Origin of the sequence: Pseudomonas sp. P8_241 (genome assembly GCF_034008315.1) — a bacterium.
Classification (GTDB): domain Bacteria; phylum Pseudomonadota; class Gammaproteobacteria; order Pseudomonadales; family Pseudomonadaceae; genus Aquipseudomonas.
In genome coordinates this window covers 3,867,446-3,880,853 of sequence record NZ_CP125377.1, presented here as the reverse complement: position 1 = coordinate 3,880,853, position 13,408 = coordinate 3,867,446, and the positions used below count along the sequence as shown (strand labels likewise).

Genomic DNA, 13,408 nt, shown 5'->3' with positions numbered 1-13,408 from the left:
TTTCAGAACTGCGAGACTCACAAGCAAGCTGTTTAGAACCGGTCTTTCCAAGCCCTTAGCGCAGCAAAAACCATATCCGGCGCCAAGTTATCGGTGCCGGTCCGTTCGTCCGCTTTTTCTTTAACGGATGTTTCACCGGTACGCAAAAACGGATTTGTGAGCTTCTCCAGTGCCACCGTCGAAGGCAGCGTCATGATCCCGGATTCCCGTTGCCGGGTGACTTTGGCCAGGCGTTCGGCAGTGTCCGGATTGTTCGGTTCGACCGCTGCGGCAAACTTCAGATTGCTCAGCGTGTACTCGTGGGTGCAATAGACCAGCGTGTCCTCCGGCAGCTCGGCCAGGCGGGTCAGAGAAACGTACATTTGCCCAGGCGTGCCTTCGAACAGGCGTCCGCAGCCGGCGGCAAACAGCGTGTCACCACAGAACAACAAACCAGGGTGGTAATAGGCAATATGCCCCAGTGTATGGCCGGGAACGGCGAAGACATCGAACTCTCGTCCGAGCACGGTGACACGGTCGTTGTCCTTGAGCGCAACGTCCCGTGCCGGGATGTTTTCACTGGCAGGGCCATAGACCTTTGCGTTTGTCGCTTTCTTGAGCTGTTCGACACCGCCGACATGGTCATGATGGTGATGAGTGATCAGAATATCGCTTAATGTCCAGTCGGAATTGGCCGCCAGCCAGGCTTGCACGGGCGCGGCATCACCCGGATCGACGACCGCGCAGCGCTTGCTGACAGGGTCTTGTAACAACCAGATGTAGTTATCGGTGAAGGCGGGCAGGGCAGTGATCTGTATCATCGTCGGATTCGCCAAGCAGAAAACAAAGGCGCATCTTAGAACTTCCTGGCGCGTTGGAGAATGCAATGACTGATAAAGCGTTCGCACAGGCTGATCCCGACTGGCTGGCGTTGATCAGCGCCGCCCGCGACTGGCTGTCCGGTCCCATCGGGCAGTTTTTGCTGGACGAAGAACGGCGCATGCTCGAAGACGAGCTAGGGCGCTTTTTCGGCGGCTATCTCGTGCATTATGGCCCTTCTGCCCAGACACCGCCGTCGGCGCCGCAGGTGCAGCGCAATGTGCGGCTTGGTGCGCCGTTGCCGGGGGTCGAGATCGTCTGCGAAGAACAAGCCTGGCCGCTCAGCGAACATGCCGCCGACGTGGTGGTGTTGCAGCACGGGCTGGATTTCTGCCTGTCTCCCCATGGTTTGTTACGTGAAGCGGCCAGCAGCGTGCGACCTGGCGGGCACCTGCTGATCGTCGGAATCAATCCCTGGAGCAGTTGGGGCCTGCGGCATGTGTTCGCCCATGACGGGATGCGCAAGGCGCGCTGCATCTCCCCGTCGCGTGTCGCCGATTGGCTGAACCTGCTGGGCTTCGCGCTGGAGAAACGTCGCTTCGGGTGCTATCGTCCGCCGCTGGCTTCGCCGACCTGGCAGGCCCGTCTTGCCGGATGGGAGCGCAAGGCCGGTGACTGGCAACTGTCGGGTGGCGGCTTCTATTTATTGGTGGCACGCAAAATCGTGGTCGGTCTGCGCCCGCTCCGACAGGAGCGTCGTGAAACGATGGGTAAACTGATTCCGTTGCCAATGGCCAAGGTCAATCGGCGCAACATCGAGCCATAACCCCTTCTTCAATTTCTGCCGGGCGAGTCCCGGCTTCGGGCGTCGTCGATCCTCGATCGACGAGCCACCGCATTTTCTGGATAGATTGGCATGAGTGATAGCGTAGAACTCTTTACCGACGGCGCCTGCAAAGGCAATCCCGGCCCTGGTGGCTGGGGTGCATTGCTGGTGTGCAAAGGCGTTGAAAAAGAACTCTGGGGCGGCGAAGCCAACACCACCAACAATCGCATGGAACTGATGGGCGCCATTCGCGGCCTGGAAGAGCTCAAGCGCCCCTGCGAGGTGCTGCTGGTGACCGACTCCCAGTACGTCATGAAAGGCATCAATGAGTGGATGGACAACTGGAAGAAGCGCGGCTGGAAAACCGCTGCGAAAGAACCGGTTAAAAACGCCGACCTGTGGAAACTGCTCGACGAGCAGGTCAACCGCCATAAAGTCACATGGAAATGGGTGCGCGGACATATCGGGCATCACGGTAACGAACGGGCCGACCAGTTGGCTAACCGTGGCGTGGACGAAGTGCGCGGCTACAAACAAAGCTAAACAGCGATGTCTGCCCGTAGGAGCTGCCGCAGGCTGCGATCTTTTGACTTTGATTTTCAAGATAAAGAGCAAAAGATCGCAGCCTGCGGCAGCTCCTACTGGCACCGTGTTAACATCGCCGCTTTTGCACGATTGACCGATTGAGAGCTGAGCACTGATGGCCACCAGATCCGTTGTACTCGATACCGAAACCACCGGCATGCCGGTGACCGACGGCCACCGGATTATCGAAATCGGTTGTGTCGAGTTGATCGGCCGGCGCCTGACGGGGCGACACTTCCATGTGTACCTGCAACCGGACCGCGAAAGTGATGAAGGCGCCATTGGCGTGCACGGCATCACCAACGAATTCCTGGTGGGCAAGCCACGTTTTGCCGAAGTGGCCGAAGAGTTCTTTGAGTTCATCAAGGGCGCGCAGCTGATCATCCACAACGCGGCGTTCGACGTTGGCTTCATCAACAACGAATTCGCCTTGATGGGGCAGCGCGAACGTGCGGACATCACGCAACACTGCTCGATCCTCGATACCTTGATGATGGCCCGGGAACGGCACCCGGGCCAACGCAACAGCCTCGATGCCTTGTGCAAACGCTATGGCGTCGACAACTCCGGCCGTGAACTTCACGGCGCCTTGCTCGACTCCGAGATTCTTGCCGACGTCTACCTGACCATGACCGGTGGCCAGACCAGCCTGTCCCTGGCCGGCAATGCTTCCGATGGCAATGGTTCCGGAGAGGGTGCGGACAACTCCGCCACGGAAATCCGTCGTTTACCAGCAGACCGCCAGCCGACGCGCATCATCCGTGCCAGCGAAGATGACCTGGCACGGCACGCGGCTCGAATGGAAGTCATCGCAAAATCCGCTGGCGCTCCGGCGTTGTGGGTGCAGTTGGCTGAGGCGCAGGCGTAGATCCTTCGTGAAGATCGAGCTCCTACGAGGGAATGCGTAATCCTGTAGGAGCTGTCGAGTGAAACGAGGCTGCGATCTTTTGGAAGCCGACCCGCACCCCGGAAAGCATTCGCTGACCCATTTTAGGGCGTCGTGCTCGCCACATCCGTTTCAACCCTCTACCCTGAGGAGATTGGCAGGCTCTGGCCTGCCGCCTCAGGACACTGAGCCCCATGTATAAAGACTTGAAATTCCCGGTCCTGATCGTGCATCGCGATATCAAGGCCGACACCGTCGCCGGCGATCGCGTGCGCGGCATCGCCCGGGAGCTGGAACAGGAAGGTTTCAGCATCGTGTCGGCGGTGGACTACACAGAAGGGCGCCTGGTTGCGTCGACTTTTCACGGTCTGTCCTGCATGTTGATTGCATCCGAAGACGCCAGTACCCATTCCCATCTGTTACAGAATATGGCCGAACTGATCGGTCTGGCACGGGTGCGTGCGCCGGATTTGCCAATCTTCGCGCTGGGCGAAAAGGTCACCCTGGAAAATGCCCCGGCCGACGCCATGGCCGAGCTCAATCAGTTGCGCGGTATTCTTTATCTGTTCGAAGACACGGTGCCGTTTCTCGCCCGGCAGGTGGCGCGAGCTGCGCGCAAGTACCTTGATGGCCTGTTGCCGCCATTCTTCAAGGCTTTAGTTCAGCATACCGCCGACTCCAATTACTCCTGGCACACACCGGGGCACGGCGGTGGCGTGGCCTATCACAAAAGTCCCGTAGGGCAGGCGTTTCACCAATTTTTTGGCGAGAACACCCTGCGCTCGGATTTGTCGGTTTCAGTGCCGGAACTCGGTTCGTTGCTGGATCACACCGGTCCCCTGGCTGATGCGGAGGCCCGTGCTGCGCGTAATTTCGGCGCCGATCACACCTTCTTCGTCATCAACGGCACGTCCACCGCCAACAAGATTGTCTGGCACTCGATGGTGGCTCGCGACGATCTGGTGCTGGTGGATCGCAATTGCCACAAATCGGTGTTGCACTCGATCATCATGACCGGCGCCATCCCGCTCTACATGTGTCCGGAACGAAATGAGCTGGGGATCATCGGCCCGATTCCATTGAGCGAATTCAGTGCGGAATCGATTCAGGCAAAAATCGATGCGAGCCCGTTGACCAAGGGGCGGGTACCGAAGGTCAAACTCACGGTTGTCACCAACTCGACCTACGACGGCCTCTGTTACAACGCCGAACTGATCAAGCAGCAACTGGGCAGCAGCGTCGAGGTATTGCACTTTGACGAGGCCTGGTATGCCTACGCAGCGTTCCATGAGTTTTTCGCCGGGCGATACGGTATGGGCACGTCCCGCAGTAAGGACAGCCCGCTGGTGTTTACCACCCATTCCACTCACAAGTTGCTGGCGGCATTCAGTCAGGCGTCGATGATCCATGTGCAGGATGGCGGGGCGCGGCAACTGGACCGCGATCGCTTCAACGAAGCGTTCATGATGCACATCTCTACGTCGCCGCAGTACGGCATCATCGCCTCGCTGGATGTTGCATCGGCGATGATGGAAGGTCCGGCCGGTCGTTCACTCTTGCAGGAAATGTTCGATGAGGCCCTGAGCTTTCGTCGTGCACTGGCCAATTTGCGCCAGCACATCGCCGCTGACGACTGGTGGTTCTCGATCTGGCAACCGCCGTCGGTGGAAGGCATTGAACGGGTCGTGAGTGAAGACTGGCTGTTGCAGCCCGATGCCGACTGGCACGGGTTTGGCGGCGTGACAAACGATTATGTGTTGCTCGACCCGATCAAAGTCACGTTGGTGATGCCGGGTTTGACAGCGGGCGGCACGCTTGGCGAACGCGGGATTCCCGCAGCAGTGGTCAGCAAATTCCTTTGGGAGCGCGGTTTGGTGGTCGAGAAGACCGGGCTGTATTCGTTCCTGGTGTTGTTCTCTATGGGCATCACCAAGGGTAAATGGAGCACGTTGCTCACTGAGTTACTGGAATTCAAGCGCAGTTACGACGCCAATATCAGTCTGGCGAGCTGCTTACCGTGTGTGGCTCAACCAAACATTGCACGCTATCAAGGCATGGGGCTGCGGGATTTGTGCGATCAGTTGCACGCCTGCTATCGCGCCAATGCGACGGCCAAGCACCTTAAACGTATGTACACGGTGCTGCCGGAAGTCGCGATGAAGCCGGCCGACGCCTATGATCAATTGGTGCGGGGAGACGTCGAGGCCGTGTCGATCGATGCACTGGACGGGCGCATCGCGGCGGTCATGCTGGTTCCTTATCCTCCAGGCATCCCGTTGATCATGCCAGGCGAGCGTTTCACCGAGGCGACGCGCTCGATCATTGACTACCTGGCGTTTGCCCGGACGTTCGATAGCAGTTTCCCGGGGTTCGTCGCCGATGTGCACGGATTGCAACATGAAGACGAGGGCAATGGACGGCACTACACCGTCGATTGCATCAAGGAATGAGGACTTTTCCCAGTATGCAGCCGGTCATGAATCCAACCCATCCAGGGCTGTCGGTACGCGTTGCCGACGAAGGTTTCGCCCCCTATATCTGGGGCAGCGATTTCAGTTTTGAAGTCGCCGCCTACGGTGCGCCTGAAATTGGTCAGCCTGTGGAGCATTGGCGAGTCACGCCTATCACCCCCTATCGCAAATGCTATGGCATTGATCCCGAGGAGTTCAGCAGCTTTCGCGATGCACCGGACAGCGCGATTTTCATGGCGTATCTGGATGACGAGCCGGTCGGACACCTGGTGGTGAGCACCAATTGGAACGGCTTTGCCCATATCGACGAATTGGCCGTGCACGCGCCAGCGCGAAGGCATGGAGTGGCCAAGGCGTTGCTGGACGTAGCGCAGTTCTGGAGCCGCAAGAAAAAGTTGCCGGGCATCATGCTCGAAACCCAGAACAACAACCTGGGCGCCTGTCGCCTCTATGAGCGGTGTGGTTACGTGATCGGCGGGATTGACCATCTGCGCTATCGCGGCATTGATCCGAACACCGCTGAAGTGGCGCTTTTCTGGTATCGAATGTTTGAAAATCCTTTGGAAAACCCGATCAGTTCGCCAGCATCGCCGCGGCTTGTTCCGTAAGGATGGCCAGCAAGGCCTGAACGGCTGCAGAGGGTTCGCCGTTTTTCAGGGTCAAGGCGTACAGGCAGACCGGCACGGCCGGTGCCAGCGGGCAGACATCCAGCCCCGTCGTTTTGGCCCCGAGCGCGGTGAAAGGGTCGACAATGGCCAGGCCTTCGCCGGCCTCGACCATGCTGCGCATCATCTGGTGCGTCTGCACGCGGGTCTGAATGACCGGGGCCGGGCGCAGGGCATGCAGTTTTTTTTCCAGTGCCGGGCTCAACGGGTCGTGACCTTCAAGGCCGATCATCGATTGGCCGGCCAGATCCTGTAGCGAGATGTACTTCTGTTTCGGTTGCAGCCAGCCATGGGGTGCGAGCAGTTGCAGCTTGCCTTGGGCAATCACCTGGCAGGCGATTTCGGCGCGATCGGGATCATGCAGGCTCAACCCCAGATCGCTTTCGCGCAATAACAGACTTTTGACGATGTCTCGGGTGGGTTGACTCAACAGCGTGCAGGGCGCGTCCGGCAGGTGTCGACGCAAGGCGGCGATGCTGTGGGGCAATAACTGTTGGGCCAGGGGCGGGGTGCAAATGATGCGCAGCGGTGGTGCCAGGTATTGTTTGAGGCTATTGGCCAGGCGCTGAACCGGTTCGAGCGCATCGTAGACCCGTTCGATTTCCACCTGCAGTTCCCGCGCTTCCCGGGTGGCCTGCAAGCGCCCGCGCACGCTGGCAAACAACATGAACCCCAGCTGATCCTCGGCGTCGCGCAGCAAATGCTCGACATCGGTCACCGGCATCTGCAGCCATTCGGCGGCGGTGCCCAGGTGACCGGTCTGCAGGAGCGCCTGGATCACTTCGATATGGCGTAAGCGCATACATGAAGTCCATGTTCATCAGGTGAAGGAGTCAGTGGCTGAATCCTACCCCAAGTTCGCGCATATGACTTCTGCTCATAACGACGAGTTATGAAACGCTGGCGGTTTGCGGTTCGCGGGTAATGGACACGCCGGTTTGCACTAGCATGAATTCATTGTCGTCGACCTTGTTGACACGGTCGCCAATGGCCAGCTTGTAGGTGGTGACAGGGCCTGAACCGTCTGCCGCCGGGGTGGAGTCCTGGAACTCGTGCACCGAATAAACACGGCCTTCTGCGTCTCTTGCATGGAACTGACCGACGAGTACTGCTGCCATCTGCTTAGAACCTCTGGAGATAAATCACTCAATTTGCGGCTCTGTAGACCGTGCCTGGGCGAAGTAAGTTTTCATACAGGAAAAAAATAGTCGGGAGCAGTGTTTTCGGCTGCCCGCCGGGTAAACGTCATCTATAACTACACACTCTTTCCAACGGACAGTCGAGAATCTCCCATGAGCAACGTCTATACGATCGCCGTCGTGGTCGGCAGCTTGAGAAAGGAATCGATCAACCGCAAGATCGCACTGGCTCTGGCTGATCTGGCACCGGCCAGTCTCAAGCTCAATATCGTCGAAATTGGCGATTTGCCACTCTACAACGAAGACATCGATGGTGTTTCACCGCCGGCAGCCTACAGCACTTTCCGACAACAGGTGAACTCATCCGACGCGGTGCTGTTCGTCACCCCTGAGTACAACCGCTCGGTACCGGCGCCGATGAAGAATGCAATCGATGTGGGGTCGCGCCCGTATGGCAAAAGTGCCTGGAGTGGAAAACCTGGCGCTGTCATTAGCGCATCGCCGGGTGCAATCGGCGGATTCGGGGCGAACCATCATCTGCGCCAGTCCATGGTGTTTCTCAATGTGCCATTGATGCAGCAACCAGAGGCCTATCTGGGCGGTGCAGGCTCAGCGTTTGACGAGGCGGGCAAGTTGTCGGAGTCGGTCAAGCCGTTCCTGCAAAGTTTCATCAATGCTTACGCTCAATGGGTCGAGCAACACAAGAAAGCCTGAGTTCGCGCTCCTTTTGTCTGTGGCGGGCGCAAGTCGGCTCGTCATGGACAAGCAGCCGATTGCTTCCTTCCTTGAAAGCCCCTATGTTCGCGCTTCCTTTTTTATCCCTCGTGTAAGGTTGCAGCGAATGCTGGCTGCGTCACTGATATTCTTGCTGACCATCACCTTGGTGATCTGGCAACCCAAAGGGCTTGGCGTAGGCTGGAGTGCATCATTGGGCGCCGTGCTGGCGCTGATATTTGGCGTGGTGCACCTGGGCGATATTCCACTGGTGTGGCAAATCATCTGGAATGCCACGGGCACCTTTGTTGCGCTCATCATTATCAGCCTGCTACTGGACGAGGCAGGGTTGTTTGCCTGGGCCGCGCTGCACGTGGCTCGATGGGGGCGGGGCAGTGGACGCAAGTTATTTGCTTATATGGTGCTTTTGGGTGCAGTGGTGTCGGCGTTGTTCGCCAATGACGGTGCGGCGCTGATTCTCACCCCCATCGTGATTTCCATGTTGCTGGCGTTGCGTTTTTCCCCGGCAGCGACGCTGGCGTTTGTCATGGGCGCGGGTTTCATTGCCGATACGGCGAGCTTGCCGCTGGTGGTGTCGAACCTGGTGAACATCGTTTCGGCGGACTACTTCAACATTGGTTTCAATCGCTATGCCGCCGTGATGATTCCGGTCAACCTGGTCAGCGTTGCGGCGACCCTGGCAATGCTGATGTGGTTTTTCCGTCGCGATATCCCCGGCAATTACGACCCTCAGAAGCTGGATCACCCGGCCTTCGCGATCCACGACAAGGCGACGTTCTATGCCGGGTGGGTGGTGCTGGTGATTTTGTTGCTCGGCTGTTTCGCCCTGGAGCCGCTGGGTATTCCGATCAGCGCGATCTCGGCGGTATGTGCGGCATTGCTGCTGGCCATTGCCGCCCGCGGGCACAAGATCTCCACGCGCAAGGTGATGAAGGAAGCACCGTGGCAGATCGTGATTTTCTCGCTGGGCATGTACCTGGTCGTCTACGGCCTGCGCAATGCCGGACTCACCGGGTATCTGGCAGGTTGGCTCAATGGCTTTGCCGAGTACGGCGTCTGGGGCGCGGCGATGGGCACGGGTGTCCTGACCGCGCTGCTGTCGTCAATCATGAACAACCTGCCAACGGTACTGATCGGTCTGCTGTCCATCGATGCCAGCCAGGCGAGCGGTGTGGTCAAGGAAGCGATGATCTACGCCAACGTCATCGGCAGTGATTTGGGGCCGAAGATTACGCCAATCGGTAGCCTGGCGACGCTGTTGTGGCTGCACGTGCTGGAGCGCAAGAATATCCGGATCGGCTGGGGGTATTACTTCAAGGTAGGGATTGTACTGACGGTGCCGGTGTTGCTGGCGACGTTGGCGGCGCTGGCTGTGCGGTTATCCATCTAGACGGAGTGGCCCCTTTCGCGAGCAGGGGTATACATCTCGATGTGGGAGCCATCCTGCTCGCGAAAGGGCCAGTTCAAGCAGCACAACACTCAACCTAGCCCCGGAACATTCGGCCAAAGATCCGCCACCAGAAACAACCGCTCGGCTTCTTCCCAGTCGCCCTGGGCGTTTTCCGTCAGTCGCACCAACAATTGCGCCGGGGCGAGCGGGTCCAGGACGCTCAGCCATGTTTCCAGTTGTTCGGCGGTCCAGGTGTGCTCCTCGGTGTAGTGCGCAGGTGCCAGCCAGGCATGACGGGGCAAGGGTTGCCAACGACCGGCGGGGCTCTGAGCAACGAACTCCGTCCAATCCTTTTGATGCAACCAGCGTCCGCGCAAATGTCGCGGGTGCGCGCCGCGAGGTGAGTCAGAATGTCCTGGCCATGGATAAAGCAGATAGCCGCCCAGCCATAAATGTGCACTGAATTGGCGGATATCCAGCGCCGCGAGCACTTCGCGGCTCTCGGGGCGTGCGGAGATCGGCAACTGATGTTCGCTGAGGTGATTCAACTTGCGGTCCAGCCGGTCATGGCAACCTGGGCCGAGCCATTGCGCGGTGTCATGGCCATCGCCGGATTGCGGGCCGAGGTAAAGCTTGATTGCCAGTTCCAGGTGATGCACGCCGTCGCGATCGCGCAGCAACATGTCGAGCTCGCCCAGCGTGTGACCTTCGCGGCGGATCGGCATGTTGGCGGCGATCAATTCGATGCCAGGCGCATGCTGCACGGCAAATTGCCAAAGTCGTTCGTAATACAGTCCCAGGCGCCGAGTTCGGGCCTGGGCCAGCCAGTGCAGCAGCCCGTAACTGTCCCGGTCGAGCTGTCGCAGCCAGTGTTCCAGGCGCTCCGGCGTCTGTACCCAATCGCTGCCGGCCAGCGGATGCCGCTGTGGCCACGGCGTATCGCCAAGCATCGGCGGCGCGAGGATGACCCACGCCAGGTCGCGCACTTCAGGGTGGCGCAACTGATGGGGTAACTGGAGCAAATCTGGAAATAGGATCATCTTGCGAGCATAGCCCGAAACAAGAGCACACCCTTGAAGCTGAAAGGATTTTGTCTACGGCCGGCTTTCGCCCATAATCGTGCTTTTCGCCGCCACACAGATCCCGCAGGAGCCCCATGGAGCAATTTCGCAATATCGGCATCATCGGTCGCCTGGGCAGTTCACAGGTGCTGGATACCGTCCGCCGACTGAAACGGTTTCTGCTCGATCGTCACCTGCACGTGATCCTCGAAGACACCATCGCCGAAGTCCTGCCGGGCCATGGCTTGCAAACCTCGTCGCGCAAGATGCTCGGTGAAGTCTGCGACATGGTCATTGTCGTCGGAGGTGACGGTAGCCTGCTCGGCGCCGCCCGAGCGTTGGCCAAACACAATATACCGGTGCTCGGCATCAACCGGGGCAGCCTGGGTTTCCTCACCGATATCCGTCCTGATGAACTGGAAGTCAAAGTCGCCGAAGTGCTCGACGGCCACTATCTGGTGGAGAACCGCTTCCTGCTGCAGGCCGAAGTCCGCCGCCACGCCGAGGCTATCGGTCAGGGCGACGCGCTTAACGACGTGGTGCTGCACCCCGGCAAATCAACGCGGATGATCGAGTTCGAACTGTACATCGATGGCCAGTTCGTCTGTAGCCAAAAGGCCGACGGCCTGATCGTTGCCACGCCGACCGGTTCCACCGCGTACGCGTTGTCCGCCGGTGGGCCGATCATGCACCCCAAGCTCGACGCCATTGTAATTGTGCCGATGTACCCCCATACCTTGTCGGGTAGACCCATTGTGGTCGATGGCAACAGTGAGCTGAAAATCGTCGTGTCCAAGGATATGCAGATTTACCCGCAAGTCTCGTGTGACGGTCAGAACCACTTTACCTGTGCACCCGGCGACACAATTACCGTCAGCAAAAAAGCCCAGAAGTTGCGGCTGATTCATCCACTCGACCACAACTACTACGAAGTCTGCCGGACCAAGCTCGGCTGGGGTAGCCGGTTGGGTGGTGGAGGCGACTGATGCTCGATCCCGCGCGAAGCTACGACCTGATCGGTGACGTGCACGGTTGCGCAATGACCCTTGAGCATTTGCTCGACCGGCTCGGTTATCACAAGCAGGGTGGTGTCTGGCGACACACGTCGCGCATGGCTGTGTTCGTTGGCGATATCATTGACCGCGGCCCGCGGATTCGCGAAGCGCTGCATATCGTCCACGACATGGTCGAGGCCGGTCAGGCGCTGTGCATCATGGGTAACCATGAGTTCAACGCGCTGGGCTGGGTCACGCCGGCACTGCCCGGCAGCGGCAAGCAGTTCGTGCGCGAGCACACGCCACGCCATGCCCGCCTGCTGCACGAAACCCTGACTCAATTTGAACACCATCCGGGGGACTGGCATGACTTCCAGCAATGGTTCTACGAGCTACCGCTGTTTGTCGATGCCGGGCGTTTCCGTGTGGTGCATGCGTGCTGGGATGCGGGGTTGATCGAACCATTGCGAACACTGTTCCCCAACGGTTGCGTCGATGAGCATTTCCTCCAGGCTTCGGCGGAGCCGGGTTCGTTTGCCTGTACCGTGTTCGATCGTCTGCTGCGCGGCACCGACATGCGCTTGCCCCATGGTTTGACCATGACCAGCGGCGACGGATTGGTGCGATCGTTCTTCCGTACCAAATTCTGGGAAGACGACCCGAAGACTTATGGAGACGTTGTGTTCCAGCCCGACGCCTTGCCCGAACCCGTGGCCCGGACACCGCTGACGTCTACCGAAAAGAACAGCCTGCTGCGCTACGGTATCGATGAACCGTTGTTGTTTGTCGGCCACTATTGGCGCAGCGGCAAACCGGCACCGATCCGCCCGAACCTGGCCTGCCTGGACTACAGCGCGGTGCTCTACGGCAAATTGGTCGCCTATCGCCTGGATCAGGAAACCCGCCTCGATCCGCATAAATTCGTCTGGGTCGATGTCGAGCGGCCGGAGGTGCTGCAATGAGTGCTGTCGCGGTATTACGTCTGCCACTGGCGGTCGACCTGAGCGGGTTCGTCCAATTGCTCAAGCGCATGCAAGTGCCTCATCGGGTCAGCGAAGAGTCCGGTGAGCAAGTGTTGTGGGTGCCGCAGAACATCAGCGAAGACGTCCGCGCACTCTACGAACGCTTCCCGGCAGGCGATCCCGATCAGCAACTGGACATTCCGGTGGCGCAAACCGTCAAGCGCCCGGGCTTCGTCGAGCAGTTGAAATACGCGAAAGCTACCGCGCTGATATTGCTGTTGAGTGTGATCGTTGGCGCGGTCACGCTGCTGGGCGACAACCTGGAAACGATGCGCTGGCTGACCTTCCTCGAATTCCGCGTGGTCGGCGAGTACATCCATTTCACACCATTGGCCGACAGCCTCGCGGCAGGGCAGTGGTGGCGTCTGGTGACGCCTATGCTGATCCACTTCGGCATCCTGCACCTGGCGATGAACGGCATGTGGTACTGGGAGCTGGGGCGACGCATTGAATCGCGTCAGGGCAGTATCAACCTGATCGGCCTGACCTTGCTGTTCAGCCTCGTGTCCAACTTCACCCAGTATTTGTTCAGCGGGCCGAGTTTGTTCGGTGGCTTGTCCGGCGTGTTGTACGGCCTGCTCGGGCATTGCTGGATCTTCCAGATGCTGGCGCCCAACCCGGCGTATCGCTTGCCCCGTGGCGTATTGGTGATGATGCTGGTGTGGTTGTTGCTGTGTCTGTCGGGGCTGGTCTCGATGATCGGCTTCGGGGAAATCGCCAACGCGGCCCACGTCAGCGGGTTACTCATCGGATGCTTCACCGGTTTGTTGGGCGGTTTGTACAACCGCCGTAAACTGGCCGCCTAATTCAGATATGCAATAAAGAGCACGGAGAC

14 protein-coding genes are annotated in these 13,408 nt (G+C 59.1%); 10 read left to right on the top strand and 4 right to left on the bottom strand.

What is annotated here, in order from left to right; genetic code table 11:
• Nucleotides 1–32: 32 nt before the first annotated feature.
• Nucleotides 33–800: a hydroxyacylglutathione hydrolase gene (gloB, locus tag QMK58_RS17355; RefSeq protein ID WP_320396545.1), complete on the bottom strand. Its 768-nt coding sequence runs from the start codon at nucleotides 798–800 to the stop codon at nucleotides 33–35.
• A 65-nt stretch (nucleotides 801–865) separates the two neighbouring features.
• Here gloB and QMK58_RS17350 point away from each other — a divergent pair, with 65 nt between their 5' ends.
• From QMK58_RS17350 to QMK58_RS17330, 5 genes are all read left to right on the top strand, one after another.
• Nucleotides 866–1,624 carry a class I SAM-dependent methyltransferase gene (locus QMK58_RS17350; protein ID WP_053158771.1) on the top strand — a complete coding sequence of 253 codons (759 nt, stop codon included), beginning with the start codon at nucleotides 866–868 and terminating at the stop codon, nucleotides 1,622–1,624.
• A 90-nt stretch (nucleotides 1,625–1,714) separates the two neighbouring features.
• Entirely contained in the window at nucleotides 1,715–2,167 is a 453-nt protein-coding gene (gene rnhA / locus QMK58_RS17345) for a ribonuclease HI (protein WP_053158774.1), read from the top strand.
• Between the two features lie 157 nt (nucleotides 2,168–2,324).
• A complete protein-coding gene (gene dnaQ, locus QMK58_RS17340) occupies nucleotides 2,325–3,077 on the top strand; it encodes a DNA polymerase III subunit epsilon (RefSeq protein ID WP_053158776.1) in 753 nt (250 codons plus the stop codon).
• A 212-nt stretch (nucleotides 3,078–3,289) separates the two neighbouring features.
• The gene (locus QMK58_RS17335; protein ID WP_320395115.1) at nucleotides 3,290–5,545 is read left to right on the top strand and encodes an arginine/lysine/ornithine decarboxylase; all 2,256 of its coding nucleotides are present in this window, start codon (nucleotides 3,290–3,292) and stop codon (nucleotides 5,543–5,545) included.
• Nucleotides 5,546–5,559: 14 nt separating this feature from the next.
• Nucleotides 5,560–6,174: a GNAT family N-acetyltransferase gene (locus QMK58_RS17330; RefSeq protein WP_053158782.1), complete on the top strand. Its 615-nt coding sequence runs from the start codon at nucleotides 5,560–5,562 to the stop codon at nucleotides 6,172–6,174.
• Here QMK58_RS17330 and QMK58_RS17325 read toward each other — a convergent pair.
• Both QMK58_RS17325 and QMK58_RS17320 read right to left on the bottom strand, forming a co-directional pair.
• A complete protein-coding gene (locus QMK58_RS17325; protein ID WP_320395114.1) occupies nucleotides 6,140–7,033 on the bottom strand; it encodes a LysR family transcriptional regulator in 894 nt (297 codons plus the stop codon). The genes QMK58_RS17330 and QMK58_RS17325 overlap by 35 nt on opposite strands.
• A gap of 88 nt (nucleotides 7,034–7,121) precedes the next feature.
• Complete coding sequence (locus QMK58_RS17320) at nucleotides 7,122–7,349, bottom strand: hypothetical protein (RefSeq protein ID WP_053158788.1); 228 nt, start codon at nucleotides 7,347–7,349, stop codon at nucleotides 7,122–7,124.
• Between the two features lie 174 nt (nucleotides 7,350–7,523).
• Between QMK58_RS17320 and QMK58_RS17315 the strand changes: the two genes are divergently transcribed.
• Together QMK58_RS17315 and QMK58_RS17310 are read left to right on the top strand one after the other, a co-directional pair.
• Complete coding sequence (locus tag QMK58_RS17315; protein WP_053158792.1) at nucleotides 7,524–8,084, top strand: NADPH-dependent FMN reductase; 561 nt, start codon at nucleotides 7,524–7,526, stop codon at nucleotides 8,082–8,084.
• 127 nt (nucleotides 8,085–8,211) lie between these two features.
• On the top strand, nucleotides 8,212–9,495 hold the full coding sequence (locus QMK58_RS17310; protein ID WP_320395113.1) for an arsenic transporter: 1,284 nt from the start codon (nucleotides 8,212–8,214) through the stop codon (nucleotides 9,493–9,495).
• 89 nt (nucleotides 9,496–9,584) lie between these two features.
• Here QMK58_RS17310 and QMK58_RS17305 read toward each other — a convergent pair whose 3' ends face one another.
• Nucleotides 9,585–10,535: a DUF1853 family protein gene (locus QMK58_RS17305; RefSeq protein WP_053158799.1), complete on the bottom strand. Its 951-nt coding sequence runs from the start codon at nucleotides 10,533–10,535 to the stop codon at nucleotides 9,585–9,587.
• Between the two features lie 116 nt (nucleotides 10,536–10,651).
• Between QMK58_RS17305 and QMK58_RS17300 the strand changes: the two genes are divergently transcribed.
• From QMK58_RS17300 to QMK58_RS17290, 3 genes are read left to right on the top strand one after another with little or no spacing between them, the layout of a single operon-like run.
• Entirely contained in the window at nucleotides 10,652–11,542 is an 891-nt protein-coding gene (locus tag QMK58_RS17300) for an NAD(+) kinase (protein ID WP_053158802.1), read from the top strand.
• Complete coding sequence (locus tag QMK58_RS17295) at nucleotides 11,542–12,513, top strand: metallophosphoesterase (protein WP_053158804.1); 972 nt, start codon at nucleotides 11,542–11,544, stop codon at nucleotides 12,511–12,513. Before QMK58_RS17300 ends, QMK58_RS17295 begins: the two co-directional genes overlap by 1 nt.
• On the top strand, nucleotides 12,510–13,379 hold the full coding sequence (locus QMK58_RS17290; RefSeq protein ID WP_053158807.1) for a rhomboid family intramembrane serine protease: 870 nt from the start codon (nucleotides 12,510–12,512) through the stop codon (nucleotides 13,377–13,379). Before QMK58_RS17295 ends, QMK58_RS17290 begins: the two co-directional genes overlap by 4 nt.
• Nucleotides 13,380–13,408 lie beyond the last annotated feature (29 nt).

What these genes read in the sequence shown, in the direction of transcription:
- gloB (WP_320396545.1), bottom strand. Translation starts at nt 800, where the DNA reads ATGATACAGATCACTGCCCTGCCCGCCTTCACCGATAACTACATCTGG.
- rnhA (WP_053158774.1), top strand. Translation starts at nt 1,715, where the DNA reads ATGAGTGATAGCGTAGAACTCTTTACCGACGGCGCCTGCAAAGGCAAT.
- QMK58_RS17315 (WP_053158792.1), top strand. Translation starts at nt 7,524, where the DNA reads ATGAGCAACGTCTATACGATCGCCGTCGTGGTCGGCAGCTTGAGAAAG.
- QMK58_RS17295 (WP_053158804.1), top strand. Translation starts at nt 11,542, where the DNA reads ATGCTCGATCCCGCGCGAAGCTACGACCTGATCGGTGACGTGCACGGT.
- QMK58_RS17320 (WP_053158788.1), bottom strand. Translation starts at nt 7,349, where the DNA reads ATGGCAGCAGTACTCGTCGGTCAGTTCCATGCAAGAGACGCAGAAGGC.
- QMK58_RS17310 (WP_320395113.1), top strand. Translation starts at nt 8,212, where the DNA reads ATGCTGGCTGCGTCACTGATATTCTTGCTGACCATCACCTTGGTGATC.
- QMK58_RS17325 (WP_320395114.1), bottom strand. Translation starts at nt 7,033, where the DNA reads ATGCGCTTACGCCATATCGAAGTGATCCAGGCGCTCCTGCAGACCGGT.
- QMK58_RS17350 (WP_053158771.1), top strand. Translation starts at nt 866, where the DNA reads ATGACTGATAAAGCGTTCGCACAGGCTGATCCCGACTGGCTGGCGTTG.
- QMK58_RS17300 (WP_053158802.1), top strand. Translation starts at nt 10,652, where the DNA reads ATGGAGCAATTTCGCAATATCGGCATCATCGGTCGCCTGGGCAGTTCA.
- QMK58_RS17305 (WP_053158799.1), bottom strand. Translation starts at nt 10,535, where the DNA reads ATGATCCTATTTCCAGATTTGCTCCAGTTACCCCATCAGTTGCGCCAC.
- QMK58_RS17290 (WP_053158807.1), top strand. Translation starts at nt 12,510, where the DNA reads ATGAGTGCTGTCGCGGTATTACGTCTGCCACTGGCGGTCGACCTGAGC.
- QMK58_RS17335 (WP_320395115.1), top strand. Translation starts at nt 3,290, where the DNA reads ATGTATAAAGACTTGAAATTCCCGGTCCTGATCGTGCATCGCGATATC.
- QMK58_RS17330 (WP_053158782.1), top strand. Translation starts at nt 5,560, where the DNA reads ATGCAGCCGGTCATGAATCCAACCCATCCAGGGCTGTCGGTACGCGTT.
- dnaQ (WP_053158776.1), top strand. Translation starts at nt 2,325, where the DNA reads ATGGCCACCAGATCCGTTGTACTCGATACCGAAACCACCGGCATGCCG.